This window comes from Paractinoplanes lichenicola (assembly GCF_016785085.1).
Taxonomy (GTDB): Bacteria; Actinomycetota; Actinomycetes; order Mycobacteriales; family Micromonosporaceae; genus Actinoplanes; species Actinoplanes lichenicola.
In genome coordinates this window covers 16,759-29,488 of sequence record NZ_JAENHO010000003.1, presented here as the reverse complement: position 1 = coordinate 29,488, position 12,730 = coordinate 16,759, and the positions used below count along the sequence as shown (strand labels likewise).

General features: G+C 70.8%; 10 protein-coding genes. 7 read left to right on the top strand and 3 right to left on the bottom strand.

Translation table 11 applies throughout. The features are described 5' to 3' along the window. Window positions 1-40: 40 nt before the first annotated feature. Genes JKJ07_RS09085 through JKJ07_RS09065 form a run of 5 tightly spaced genes read left to right on the top strand, consistent with a single transcriptional unit; the run spans window position 41 to window position 7,798 of the window. Window positions 41-3,592: an ATP-binding protein gene (locus JKJ07_RS09085; protein ID WP_307834184.1), complete on the top strand. Its 3,552-nt coding sequence runs from the start codon at window positions 41-43 to the stop codon at window positions 3,590-3,592. A gap of 1 nt (window position 3,593) precedes the next feature. Further along, window positions 3,594-5,534, top strand: a complete 1,941-nt coding sequence (locus JKJ07_RS09080) for an MraY family glycosyltransferase (protein ID WP_202990862.1) — start codon at window positions 3,594-3,596, stop codon at window positions 5,532-5,534. Between the two features lie 4 nt (window positions 5,535-5,538). After that, on the top strand, window positions 5,539-6,084 hold the full coding sequence (locus tag JKJ07_RS09075) for a hypothetical protein (RefSeq protein ID WP_202990860.1): 546 nt from the start codon (window positions 5,539-5,541) through the stop codon (window positions 6,082-6,084). Then, complete coding sequence (locus JKJ07_RS09070) at window positions 6,081-7,196, top strand: M23 family metallopeptidase (RefSeq protein ID WP_202990858.1); 1,116 nt, start codon at window positions 6,081-6,083, stop codon at window positions 7,194-7,196. Before JKJ07_RS09075 ends, JKJ07_RS09070 begins: the two co-directional genes overlap by 4 nt. Further along, the gene (locus tag JKJ07_RS09065) at window positions 7,193-7,798 is read left to right on the top strand and encodes a hypothetical protein (protein ID WP_202990855.1); all 606 of its coding nucleotides are present in this window, start codon (window positions 7,193-7,195) and stop codon (window positions 7,796-7,798) included. The genes JKJ07_RS09070 and JKJ07_RS09065 overlap by 4 nt, the downstream gene beginning before the upstream one ends. Window positions 7,799-7,800: 2 nt before the next feature. Here the strand turns inward: JKJ07_RS09065 and JKJ07_RS09060 are convergent, their stop codons facing one another. After that, a complete protein-coding gene (locus JKJ07_RS09060; protein WP_202990853.1) occupies window positions 7,801-8,286 on the bottom strand; it encodes a hypothetical protein in 486 nt (161 codons plus the stop codon). Window positions 8,287-8,449: 163 nt separating this feature from the next. Between JKJ07_RS09060 and JKJ07_RS09055 the strand changes: the two genes are divergently transcribed. Together JKJ07_RS09055 and JKJ07_RS09050 are read left to right on the top strand one after the other, a co-directional pair. Beyond that, complete coding sequence (locus tag JKJ07_RS09055; protein ID WP_202990851.1) at window positions 8,450-11,074, top strand: FtsK/SpoIIIE domain-containing protein; 2,625 nt, start codon at window positions 8,450-8,452, stop codon at window positions 11,072-11,074. After that, window positions 11,071-11,769: a hypothetical protein gene (locus JKJ07_RS09050; protein ID WP_307834182.1), complete on the top strand. Its 699-nt coding sequence runs from the start codon at window positions 11,071-11,073 to the stop codon at window positions 11,767-11,769. Before JKJ07_RS09055 ends, JKJ07_RS09050 begins: the two co-directional genes overlap by 4 nt. On the opposite strand, the gene JKJ07_RS09045 is transcribed toward JKJ07_RS09050, so the two are convergent. Beyond that, a complete protein-coding gene (locus JKJ07_RS09045; RefSeq protein ID WP_307834181.1) occupies window positions 11,762-12,166 on the bottom strand; it encodes a RidA family protein in 405 nt (134 codons plus the stop codon). The two genes, JKJ07_RS09050 and JKJ07_RS09045, sit on opposite strands and share 8 nt — an antisense overlap. 39 nt (window positions 12,167-12,205) lie before the next feature. After that, window positions 12,206-12,679, bottom strand: a complete 474-nt coding sequence (locus JKJ07_RS09040; RefSeq protein WP_202990849.1) for a MarR family winged helix-turn-helix transcriptional regulator — start codon at window positions 12,677-12,679, stop codon at window positions 12,206-12,208. Window positions 12,680-12,730: the final 51 nt, after the last annotated feature.

Sequence of the window (12,730 nt, the reverse complement as noted above, 5' to 3'; positions counted from 1 at the left end):
CCGCGCGGATGCCGACACCCAGGGCAGGCAGAGTAACGGAGTGCGCTCGAACCACTACTCTTCGCCCGAATCCGCGGACGAGGCCGCCGAGGAGTTCGTCACCGCGCCGGGGCACGGCGCGGTCGGCGTCTTCCAGTCTCCGCAGCCGGTGCGGCCGCGCGGCGGGCCGGTGGACACGACGCTCGACATCGATTCGCCGTTCCTCGACCTGTTCGGCGGGGCCGCCCCGCCGACCCCGGTGGCCCCGGCCACCCCGGCGAGTGAATCTTCGGTGAACCCGCCCCCGGACGATCCGGACCATGACTTCGACTTCGGGTTCGACTTCGACGACCGGCCCACAGTGGCCAACGGGTCGGCCCCGCCGGCCACCCCCGTCGAGCCGCGCCCGATCGCGGTCGCGCCGACCCCGACTCCAGTTACCGATCCGCCTGTCGCCGGGCCGCCGGTCTCCGAGCCGCTTGTCGCCGGGCCGCCGGTCTCCGCGCCGCCGGCGTTCTCCGCACCGCCCGCGCCGCGTGACCCCGCCTTCGAGGACGATCAGGACGGTCCGGCCGGCCCGTGGGGCACTCGCGAGCAGGTCGAGCCGATCGAGCCGTTCAGCCGCGCGCCGATCGGGCCCAAGGCCGACTTCTTCCAGGAGTCCGGTGCCCCGGCCGACCCCGATCTCGACGAGTGGCCCGACTTCTACGACTGGCCGCCGGCCCCCCAGGCCGGGGCCGCCCCCGCGCAGTCCGCGGGGCCGGTCTCCGCGGCGCCGTTGCCGGCCGCGCCGGTGTCGACGCCGCCGCTGTGGCAGACCGTCGGCAACGGCCAGGCCCGCCCGCCCCAGCCCGGCCCGGTCGAGGCGTACGCGCCGCAGCCGCTGCTGGAGGACCCCTCGCCCGAGGCGGCGCTGCCGGTCCCCGTACCGGAAAAGGCGCCGGCCAAGCGCAAGGAGAAGGCACCGGCCCGGCGCAAGAAGGAGCCGAAGAACCTGCCCGCCAAGCAGGAGAAGCTCAAGCAGCCCAAGCCGGTGGCGCTGCGGCCGCACAAGCTCAAGTTCAACGACCGCGACCCGGTCATGGAGCTGGAGATCAGCGAGATCGCCGGCCACCTGACCTTCACCCAGAGCACGGTCACGGCCTGGTATTACCTGCCCGAGGTGCGCTGGGCGTTCCGGCCCGACGCCGAGCGCGAGGCCCTGCTCAGCGCGATCTCCGAGCAGTACGCGGGATTGGCTGGATTCCGGCTGCACCTGCGCCGCACCAACCGGCCGTTCCCGGCCGACGAGTGGGCGCGCACGGTCGACTCGTTCACCGCGAAGCCGCTGCCCGACGTGCGCGGCGGCACCTCGTGGTCGGATCACCTGGTGGCCGCCCAGCGGCACCTGCTCTCGGTCAACCACGCCGAGGGCCAGACGTATCTGGGCGTGACGTTCGCGCGGCGCTCGCTCGGCGACACGTTCTCCGAGCGCGTCCTGCGGATCTTCGGCCGGGGCACCTCCGACGGCGAGCGGCGCAAGCTCAACCGCGCCGTCGAGCAGTTCGACGAGGTGCTCAACGCGTTCGGCATGCGGGGACGGCGAGTCACCCCGCAAGAGCTGGAATGGCTGCTGTTCCGCTCGGTCGCGCTCTGCATGGCCCCGCCCGGGCCGCTCAGCCCGGTCACGAACGGCCAGTGGGACACCGGCGACCTGCTCGCGCTGACCGAGCAGGTGGAGCGCTACCGCACGCCGTACGGGTCGACCGTGAAACTGGTCAACCGGATGACCGGCGAGGAAAGGCACGTCGCGGTGCTGTCGGTCGGGCGGATGGAACCGCTCGAGATCCCCGAGAAGCACGAGCCGTGGATGCACTTCCACGAGCGGCTGCCGTGGCCGATGGAGCTGTCGTCCCGGCTCGACATCCTGGGCTCGGGCAGCTCGTTCAAGAACCTCGAGCACCGGCTCCGGATGATCCGCTCGCAGCAGCTCGACTACGCCGAGCACGGCATCGACGCCCCGCCCGAGCTGGAACGCCTGGCCAAGCGGGCGCTGGTGATCGGCGACGAGATGACCACCGGGCTGCCGGTCGAGTCGGCCCGCGCGCACGGCTGGCACCGGATCGCCGTCGGCGGCGCCACCCGCGAGGAATGCCTCGAACGGGCCCGCCGGCTGATCCAGCTCTACTCCCGGGAGCTGCGGATCTCGCTGCAGCACCCCAAGAACCAGGACCAGCTGGCCCGCGAGTTCATCCCCGGCGAGCCGATCGCGAACACCGGCTACGTGCGCCGCATGCCGGTCAAGCTGCTGGCGGCGGCCCTGCCGCAGGCGGCGTCAACGGTCGGCGACCGGCGGGGCGACCTGATCGGGCGTACGGCGGGCACCTGCCGCCGGCCGGTCTTCCTCGACCTGCACTTCCCGATGGAGGTGCGCGAGCGTTCCGGCCTCGGGGTCTTCGTGGCCGAGCCCGGCGGTGGCAAGTCGACCCTGATGGGCGCGCTGGGCTACCTGAACGCCCGCCGCGGTGTGCAGGTGACCCTGCTCGACCCGTCCGGCCCGCTGGCCCGCCTGTGCCAGATGCCGGAGCTGCGCCCCTACTCGCGGGTGCTCAACCTGACCGGTTCCGAACAGGGCACGCTCGCTCCGTACGCGCTGATTCCCACGCCCGTACGCTCGGAGTTCGCGACCGGGCCGGGCGGCGATCGCGAATATGAGATCGCGGTCTCCAACGCCCGGGCCGAGCGCCGCATGCTGGTGCAGGACATCTGCTCGATGCTGGTGCCGCCCCAGGTGGCCAAGGAGGCGTCCACGGCGACGCTGCTGCGGCACGCCGTCCGCCAGGTGCCGGCCGAGGAGTCGTCCACCCTCGACGACGTCGTCCGCACCCTGCAGGGCCTCGACGACGACGAGGGCCGCGAACTGGCCAACCTGCTCCTCGACACCGCCGAGATGCCGCTGGCGCTGCTGTTCTTCGGCTCGCCGCCGCAGCACCTGCTCGGCGCCGACGCCGCCCTGACCGTGATCACGATGGCCGGGCTGCGCCTGCCCGACCTCAAGATCGAGCGCGAATACTGGTCGGCGGAGGAATCGCTGGCCCTGCCGATGCTACACACGGCCCACCGGCTCGCGGTGCGGCGCTGCTACGGCGGCTCGATGTCCTCGCGCAAGATGGTCGGGCTCGACGAGGCCCACTTCATGGAGGGCTGGCGGTCCGGCCGTTCCTTCCTCGTACGCCTGGCCCGCGACTCGCGTAAGTGGAACCTCGCGGCCCTGGTGGCGTCGCAGAACCCGCGCGACATCCTCGGCCTCGACGTGCAAAACCTGGTGTCGACGGTCTTCGTCGGCCGCATCGCGGAGGATCAGGAGATCGCGTCCGAGGCGCTGCGGCTGCTGCGGGTGCCGGTGCACGACGGCTACGAGGCCACGCTGGCGTCGCTGTCGCAGATCGACACCTCGTCGTCGTCGCGGCTGGGCTTCCGTGAGTTCGTGATGCGAGACGTCGACGGTCGCGTCCAGAAGGTGCGTGTGGACGTGTCGTACGTTGAAGGTCTGCTGGAGCACCTCGACACGACGCCGACGGCCGCCAAGGCCGCGCCGGCGATTCCGATGTTGCCGTCCGACCTGGAGGTTTGAGATGGTGCGGCGGGGGTTGGCGCTGCTGATGACGATGTTCGTCATGGTGGTGGCGTCGATCGTGTGGGCTGTTGCCGCCCCGCCTGCGTCGGCTGCGCCTGCGCGGGCTCCGGGGGGCGCGTGCAGCGTCGAAGAGTGGCAGGGTGACTTCAAGGGCTGCGTTGACCGTCTGACCAAGGTCAGCGAGAGCCGCGCCTCTTGTTTGACCCCGCCGACGCCCAGCACACCTGACTCGGGCCTCGCCGGCTGGTTCGCGGAACGTCCGGAGTCGTCGACGAAGAACGGACCGCAGGGACTCTATAGCCAATATGGCTATGCCGGGTACAGCTACACGACCTACGACTTGGACAGTGGCTGCGCTTCAACGCTTGTCGACCCCGACTACAAGTTCGAAACGACTATCGCCAACGGCGAATTTATGATTGCGACCGCGATCATCGGGGCCTCGAACGCCATGCGGGAGCGGGCGTGGGATCCGCAATCCTTGTGGGGATGGGCTGACACCCTCGTCGAGCAGGCCACTACGGCCGTCTACGAGAAGGTCTTCAGCGTATTCGGCGTAATCACGCTGGCCATCGTCGGCATCTACCTTATTTGGCGGTCACGGCAGGCCGAGATGGGTGCCGCTACAACAACAGCCGGATGGGCAATTCTGGTGATGGTAGGTGTCACAGCCATTGCCGCCTGGCCCGTTCGCTCTGCAAACATCGCTGATCAAACGCTTATCTCATCGCTCAGCGTGGTCCACGATGCTGTCGGCCCGCGGTCACAAAGCACTCCGGCTGATCAATGCGACGACCCGACGCCCGGAGCGTGTGACGACAACCGCCCACCTGCGGTCAGAGCGAGCGACACCTCGACCGAGACAATGCTTTACCGGAACTGGCTGCGCGGCCTTCTCGGCTCGGCAGACAGCGAAACCGCCCAGAAGTACGGCAGGGCTCTCTACGACGCCCGCTCGTTCTCCTGGCGCGATGCCGAGCGATTCCGCACCAACCCCGCTGACCGCGATGCGACCATCGATGCCAAGAACACGCAGTGGGAGAAGGTCGCCGAGCAGATCAAGCAGGAAGACCCTGAGGCCTACCAGTATCTGCAAGGCGTCAATGGTATGGATCGCATCGGCGCCGGATTCATCGCTGTTCTCGCAGCGATCATGTTCGCCATGTTCGATCTGACCGCATCGGTGCTCGTTCTGCTCGGCTTCCTCGTGTTCCGCTGGGCGGTCATCGCCGCACCGATCCTGGGAACCGTCGGCCTGCTCCGGCCGGCGAACGCCGGTATCAAGCGGCTTGGAAACGCTGTCGTCGCCGCCATCTTCAACATCGTCATCTTCGGCACAGGCGCAGCGATCTACCTCTTCGCGGTCGACTTGATCATGAATACCGCGACCTTGCCCGGCTGGCTTCAGGTCGTACTGGTGTTCCTCTGCGGTCTGGTCGGTTGGATGCTTCTCCGGCCTTACCGACGGATCACCCAACTCGGCGGCAAGGACAACGCCCGCACCATCACCACGGGTTCCTGGACCCGTCGGTTCTTCCAGGACATGCGGGAGGCCTCCAAGGTCGACCCGGCCGAGTCCGGCGATGCTCAGGTGGTCGGCAAGAGCAACGGTCGCACGGTCTACGTCGATCAAGGCAACCTGCGGCCCGAGGCTCGCCTGGAGGATCCGGCCCACTCGGCGAAGCGCGCCGAGCCGGTGCCCGTGACCGCCGGTCCTGCGGCCCCGACCCGGCCGGACGGCACCGAGTCGGTCCGCGACGAGGCTCCGGCGACTGCCGCCCCGGAGAAGAAGGCGCCGCCGAACCGTCAGCGGCGAACGCCCGGCTGGACCGAGCCGGACGTGTCCGAGCAGCCGTCCTCCTACGCCATCTATCGGCCGGAGACCGGCAGCACCACCTCCGAGCCGTCCACTCCGCGTATTCGCTCCGAGGCCAAGTGATCGCATGCCCCGCTCTCTCGAACTCGGCCTCAACCGAATCTTCCGGTCGCGGTGGGGCGTAGCGATCGTCCTGGCCGTCATCGTCCTGGCCATCATCGGCATCGCCCGGCTGTTCGCGGACGGTAACGACTCGCCGTCGCCGCTCGGCAACGCTTCACCGGGCCCGACGGTGAGCGTGGATCCCAAACAGGACGACAGCATCATCGACACGGAGCCGCCGCCGAGCCCGTCGACCACGCCGGGACGAGCTCAGCCCGAGGCGGTCGCCTACGCCTTCTCCTCGGCCTGGGCCGATCACCGCAACGTGACGCCGAAGGCGTGGCGCGCACAGCTGCTGCCCAACTCCACCTCGAAGCTGGCCGACGAGCTGGACGGGGTCGACCCGTCCTCGGTGCCGGCCGACCGCGTGCTCGGCCGGCCCAGCCTCGTGCCGGTCAGCGCGACCGTGGTCAACGCGGTCGTCACCATGGACACCGGGAAACTCAGCCTGCGGCTGATCTCGCCGGACGGTCACTGGCGGGTCGACGGGATCGACTGGGATCCGGCGTGAGCATCCCCCGGCCACGGAAGATCGCTCTGCTCGTCGCCCTGGTCGCGACGCTGGCCCTGCTCTGTTGCGGCGGCAGCGTCACGGCCCTGCTGGTCGGCGGTCTCACCGACGAGGGCAACGACAAGCTGACCGCCTCGGGCGGCTGCGGCAAGGCCGGGCCGATCGACCCCGACACCAAGTTGCCGCGGATCCGGCCCTACGGCGCCGAGCAGATCCGCAACGCGGCCGTCATCATCAACGTCGGCGCCAACCTCAAGATGCCGCCACGGGCCTGGGTCATCGCGATCGCCACGGCCATGCAGGAGTCCCGGCTCAACAACCTGGGCAACCTCGGCACGCGCAACGACCACGACTCGCTCGGCCTGTTCCAGCAGCGTCCGAGCACCGGCTGGGGCACGCCCAAGCAGGTGCAGGACCCGGTCTACTCGAGCACGAAGTTCTATCAGAAGCTCAAGACCGTCCCGGGCTGGGAGAAGATGCCGCTGACCCGGGCCGCGCAGCGGGTGCAGATCAGCGCCTACCCCGACGCGTACGCGAAGCACGAGCCGATCGCCACCCAGATCGTGAACTCGCTGGCCGACGGCGCCGCGAACGCGGTCGGCAACTCGGTGTCGATGGTGTGCGCCTCGGCCGGCCAGATCGCGGCCTCCGGCTGGACGCTGCCGGTCGGCGCGCTGGTCGGCTCGGGGTTCCGCACCGCGTCCCGGCCGACTCACCAGGGTGTCGACCTGATCGCCGGCAAGCAGACGCCGATCGCGGCCGCGGCCAGCGGGATCGTCTCGAAGGTCAAATGCGACGAGGACCACGACGGACGGCGCACCTGCAACGTCGACGGCTACCCGGGCAAGGGCGGATGCGGTTGGATGGTGGAGATCCAGCACGCCGGCAACGTCATGACGAGGTACTGCCACATGATCGTCCAGCCGTTCGTGCGGGAGGGGCAGGAGGTCACGGCCGGTGAGATCATCGGCCGGGTCGGCAGCAGCGGCAACTCGTCCGGGCCCCACCTGCACTACGAGGTCCACCTCAACAACGACCGATCCAGCGCCGGGGCGATCGACCCGGTGCAGTTCATGCGCGAGCAGGGCACCCCGCTGGGAGGGTCCGGATGAGCCGGGAGCCGTTCCCCGACCCGTTCGCCGGGCACCCCGAGTGGGAGCTCGACCCGCCGCGCCCGATCGTGCCGACGCCGGCCACGATGAGCGGTCAGCTGCGCGGGCGACGGGTGCTGATCGGCCTGCCCGGCCACGGGTGGCGTTCCGACCTGCGCGCGGACGAGAAGGTCGTGCAAGGCAGCCGCACCTATGTGCCGGTGATGACCGAGGGCGAGTGGTATCGCGCCGAGGCCGAGCAGACCGAGATCTTCGCGCCGCTGGTGCCGGTCGAACGGGTCTGGGTCGAGGAGTTCGGCGTGGCGGGCCTGACCCTGCCGGCCGGCGACGCCAACTCGCGGCTCGTGTCGCTGGACGAACCCGCGCGGCGCACGCCGGTGGCGGCCCCCGACGCGACGTCGCTCTCCGGGCGCCGCGTGGTCCGGTTGCTCGACGACGGGGGTGAGGAACGCGACCTGCGGGCGGTGACCGAGATTCACACCAACCACGAGGGCGAGGTCTGCGCCCGCGTCACCACCGAACTCGACTGGTATCGCTGGGGTTGGAGCGGTCACGCACCCCGGACGCTCGAGGTTCCGGCCCATCTGCTTTGGGCCGAATGAACTCAGCCGTTCTTGGCGGCGCTACACACACGCCACCCCTGCTCATCGACCAAACCGAAGGTCCAGGGTTCTGTCCGGCTGCTGACCTGTTGCCCGCCCTTGGATCCGGTGATGACCAGGTCAACGTTGACGGAGGTTGAGGCGCCTGAAGTGCCGGAGACGACAAGCGCTTCCCAGACCGCCGTCACCGTCGTCCCGAAGTTCTGCTCCCGATTGATCATTTCGGCACGAAGAGCTGCGATCTCGTCCAGTCTCGCGCCCTCTTTGCAGCTGTACAGCGCGGCTTCGTCGTCACTGCGACTCACCAGGTAAGCGCGAAGAAAGCTCGACGTCACCTGGTCAGGATCGGCCCGCTCGATCTTCGTTTCCTCGTCGTAGAGCAGCACTGCCACCCCCACGCCCCCGAGACAGAGCAGCCCCAAAAACCCGGCCCCCAGCGCCAGCCACAACCGCAGCCGCCGATTCCGCCCCTTCTTGACCGGCGCCACCTCAGCCTCCGTCACGCCCGGCGGTGGGGGCGTAGGTCCGGTCACGGGCTCCTGCGGCTGCACACTCACGACAGTAGTGCCTCCGCACACCTATCCCCCCGTACGGGCCTCTGGCGGCACAACCCCGGACGACGCGGACACCGAACGGGCCACCGGGACCGCGATGCCTCACCTGGTCTGGGATAAGTTTTATGCGCGCACACAGGAGGTGAGGGCGGTGGTGGATTCGGCTTTGCGGGTCCAGCAGGCTGCCGCTTTGCACCGGCAGGCGGCTGCCCTCGCGGAGGCCGCCGGTAATGCGCTCGACGCCGACGGCTCCCTGCCCGATCCGCGTGAGCAGCATCGCCTGGCCGAGGATCTGCGGGCGGCGGCCGCCGCGCTGGCCCCGGGCTGGCTCGGCGCGCCCCTCGACGCGCAGTCGGTCAACACTCCGCTGGGTGGCGTCTATCCGCCGCAGTTCGTGCGGCTCGGCGCGGCCCAACTGCTCGACGACGCCCGTTTCCCGGCGATCGTCCCGCTGCTCGGCACGGGTCATCTGACGATCGACGCTACCGCCACCGACTCCCGCGTCTTCGGGCTGCTCCGGTCGATCCTGTTGCGCCTGCTGGCCGCCGCCCCGGCCGGTTCGCTGCTGGTCCGCGCGGTCGACGGCATCGGCGGCGGCGAGGTGTTCGCCCCGTTCGCCGATCTGCGTGACGCGGGCCTGTTGTCGCCGCCGGCCACCGATCGGCAGGGCCTGCGCGACGTGCTGGCCGAGGCGGAGAAGTGGCTGCGCCCCGGGCGTGGGGTCGCCCCGCGGCGCACCCGGCGTGACCGCATGATGCTGGTGGTCATCGCGAGCCTGCCCGAGCTGACCGAGGGCGAGGAGTTGCGGCGCATCGCCGCGCTGGCCCAGCAGGGCCCCGATTCCGGCCTGCATCTGATCGTGGCGGGCTGGCCGCCGCCCCCGCTGACCACCGAGACGACGCAGGCCCCGCTGCCGCGCACGACGATGGTGTCGGTCCGCAATCCTTATGCGGTGATCGGTGACCCGCCCGGGGCGACGTTCGGTTCGACGCCCGACGTGTCGTGGCTCAACGCCCCGGTCTTTCTCGACGAGGATCCGCCGCCCCACCTGATCGACTCGGTCTGCCGCGAGCTGGCCGCCCACTCGGCCGCCGCGTCCCGGGTGACGCTGGCCGATCTGCTGCCCGAGCCGGGTGACGAGATGTGGTCGGGTGACGCCGCCGAGGGGCTGAGCACGGTCGTCGGGCACGACGGGGACACCCCGCTGGCGCTGCGCTTCAACGACCTGACCCCACATTGGATGGTCGGCGGCCGTTCGGGGGCGGGCAAGACGGCCTTCCTGATCAACGTGCTCTACGGGCTGGGCGCTCGGTACAGCCCCGCCGAGCTGGCGCTCTACCTGCTCGATTTCAAGGAGGGCGTCACCTTCGCCGAGTTCGTGCCGACCCGCAGCGACCGCACCTGGCTGCCGCACGCGCGCGCTGTCGGGGTCGAGGCCGACCGGGAGTACGGTCTGGCGGTGCTGCGCGAGCTCAATGCGGAGTTGTCGCGCCGCTCCACCGCGTACGAGAGGGCTGGTGTCTCGACCCTCAAGGAGCTGCGCGTGGCCGCGGCGGAGGACGGGCTGAAGCGTCCGTTGCCGCGGATCCTGTGCGTGATCGACGAGTTCCCGGCCCTGCTCGCGGGCAGCGACGCGGTGGCGACCGAGGCCACGACGCTGATCGAGTCGCTGGCTCGCACGGGTCGCTCGTGCGGCATCCACCTCGTGCTGGCCAGTCAGAACACGACGGGTGTGTCGACGCTCTACGCCAAGCGCGACTCGTTCTTCGGCCAGTTCCCCGTACGCATCGCGTTGCCCGGCGGCGGCGACGTGCTGGAGCCGGCCAACGACTCGGCGGCGGGGCTGCCCCTGGGCACGGCGGTGGTCAACACCGCGGGCGGTCTGGGCGGCCCGCGCGGCGCCACCCGGGGTCACGAGCGCATCATCCGCTTCCCCGACCCGCACGCCGACGAGGAGCTGCTGAGCGAGCTGCGGCACAAGCTGTGGGGCGCCCGCGATCCGGAGTCGCAGCCGCCGCGCATCTTCGCCGGTTACGCGCATCAGCATCTGGCCGACGACCCGACCTATCGGGCGGCGCTGGCCGGTCGGGGCAGCGGTCCGGCCGCCCTGGTCGGTCGCCTGCTCGACGTGAGCCTGTCCACGGCGGCGTTCCCGCTCGACGCTTCCCCCGGGCGGCATCTGGCGATCTTCGGCTCGCAGGCGTCGGCGTCCGAGGTGCTCGACGCGGCCGCTCGCAGTGTGGCCGCGTTCCACCAACCGCGTACGGCACGGTTTGTGATCTGCTCCCTGGTCGCCGAGGGTGACCGGCTCGCCGAGGCCCTGGCCGCCGAGCTGGGTCACCGGCAGGAAGTGGTGCGCGTCGACCGGGCCGGGCTGGCCGCCGAGCTCGATCCCGCCCGCCCGGGTTATCGCGTGGTCTTCGGGCTCGACGCGATGGTGCCCGGCACCCTGCCGGAGTTCCTGCGCGACGGCCCGTCCCGAGGCGCGCATCTGCTCTCGTGGTGGCGTGACTCGCGCCTGTTTACGGCGGGTGACGCCGTGGCCGGGCTGCTGTTCCTCAACGTGCCGCCGGCCGAGATCGGCGCCGTGCTCGGTGAGCCGGTCGAGTGGCTGCCCCGGCCCAATCGCGCGCTGCTGCACGACCGGCAGTCCGGCCGCACGGTCACGGTCCTGCCGTTCCTCGACCCTGGGGTGGGCGACGACTGGGGTGATGAGCCGTGACCGAGCAGCAGCAGACGACGAGCCCGATCCCGGCCCAGCCGACTCCCCCGGCCCCGGGCCCGTGGGCCGACTATCTGGCGGCCGCCCAGCGCCTCGACGCCGTACGGCGGGCCGCGAGCGCCGCGTCGGCCGAGCATCAGGCGGCGGTCACGGCCGCGCGGCAGGAGCTGACGTCCGTACGCTCCCGGCTGGCCGCCCAGCAGGCCCGCCTGACGCACGAACTGGGCGTGCCGGTGCCCGAGGTGCGCCCGCAGCCGTCCGACCTTGAGGTGGCCGCTCAGGCCGCCGGAACGGGTCCCGCCGGTGCGCTCGGGGCGCTGCAGCAGGCCCGCCGGGCCGCCGACGCCGGTGACGCGATCCTGACCGAGGCGGCGCCGGCCCGCCGCTGGCGGCCGTGGGCGCGCAATCTGCTCATCTACGGCCCATTCGCCGGCGCGGTGCTGATCGTGCAGATCGCGCTCTATCTGGTGGCGACGCCCGGCTCGGTGCCGACCTATGCCCTGCTGTGCGGCCTGACGATGCCCGTCCTCGCCTTCGGCCTGGGCTGGGTGACGATCGGCTTCGTCTACGGCGGCGAGGCGAAGTCCGGCGAGCCGGGAGGGGTCGACCGCACCCCGATCATCGGGGCGGTCGCGTGTCTGGTGCCGGTGCTGCTGACCTGCATGGGTGTGGGGCTGGCGAGCTTCTTCAACTGAGGGTCGCGGTCAGGTCGACCTCGACCAGTTGCCCGCGGAAGCCGAGCACGGTCACGCCGAGCAGGGTCGATGCCGTGCTGAAGGCCGGGGCCAGCGGCGACTCGTTGAGCCGGTCCCAGACGGCGGCGAGCTGGGCGCTGTCGGAGCTCACCACGTAGATCACCGAGCGCACCACGTCGCCGGGCGCGGCACCGGCCGCCTCGAGCACGGCCAGGCAGTTGGCGATCACCTGGTCGGTCTGCGCGTCGAAGTCGCCCGGTTCGCCGACGACCTTGCCGTCGAGGTCGAGCGGGCACTGGCCGGCCAGGTGGGCGAGGCGGCCCTCGGACGAGACCGTGATGTGGGAGTAGCCCGGGGGCTCGTGGACGGTCGGCGGGTTGAGCTTCTTCTCGATCACCGGGCCAGTATCGCGGCGTGCCGGAGTGGCGGACACCGATTAACCGAACCAGCCGGGCACGTCGACGGGGAAGCCCGTGGCGGGCACGACCGTACGCAGGGAGCTTTCGAGCGAGGCGACCCGCTCGGCGCCCAGCCGCTCGACCCACCGCGCCCGCAGCCGGTCGAAGATCTCGGCCGACTGGTTCAGCATGTCGAGGCCGTGCGGGGTCAGCCGGATCAGCTTGCGCCGGGCGTCGTGCGGGTCGTCCACCCGCTCGACGTAGCCGAGGGCGGCCAGCCGGTCGACGGTCTTGCCGGCCGCCTGCTTCGAGACGCCCAGCCGCCGCCCGACCTCGCTGGCGGTGGCCCCGGCCGGCCCGATCGCCTGCATCGCGAAGCCGTGCACCGGGCGCGCGTCGGGATGGCCGCACCGCGCGAGCTCGGCGTGCAGCTCGTCGATGAGCGTGCGGAACCCGGCGAACAGCAACAGCGGCAGCTCGAAGCCGGGCGGGTCCTCAGGCGCGGGCGGCATTGGCAAACTCGACAACCTGGTTTACTGTTTCGACAACCACGTTGACGAGTT

What these genes read in the sequence shown, in the direction of transcription:
- JKJ07_RS09040 (WP_202990849.1), bottom strand. Translation starts at nt 12,679, where the DNA reads ATGCCGCCCGCGCCTGAGGACCCGCCCGGCTTCGAGCTGCCGCTGTTG.
- JKJ07_RS09075 (WP_202990860.1), top strand. Translation starts at nt 5,539, where the DNA reads ATGCCCCGCTCTCTCGAACTCGGCCTCAACCGAATCTTCCGGTCGCGG.
- JKJ07_RS09055 (WP_202990851.1), top strand. Translation starts at nt 8,450, where the DNA reads ATGCCTCACCTGGTCTGGGATAAGTTTTATGCGCGCACACAGGAGGTG.
- JKJ07_RS09065 (WP_202990855.1), top strand. Translation starts at nt 7,193, where the DNA reads ATGAGCCGGGAGCCGTTCCCCGACCCGTTCGCCGGGCACCCCGAGTGG.
- JKJ07_RS09080 (WP_202990862.1), top strand. Translation starts at nt 3,594, where the DNA reads ATGGTGCGGCGGGGGTTGGCGCTGCTGATGACGATGTTCGTCATGGTG.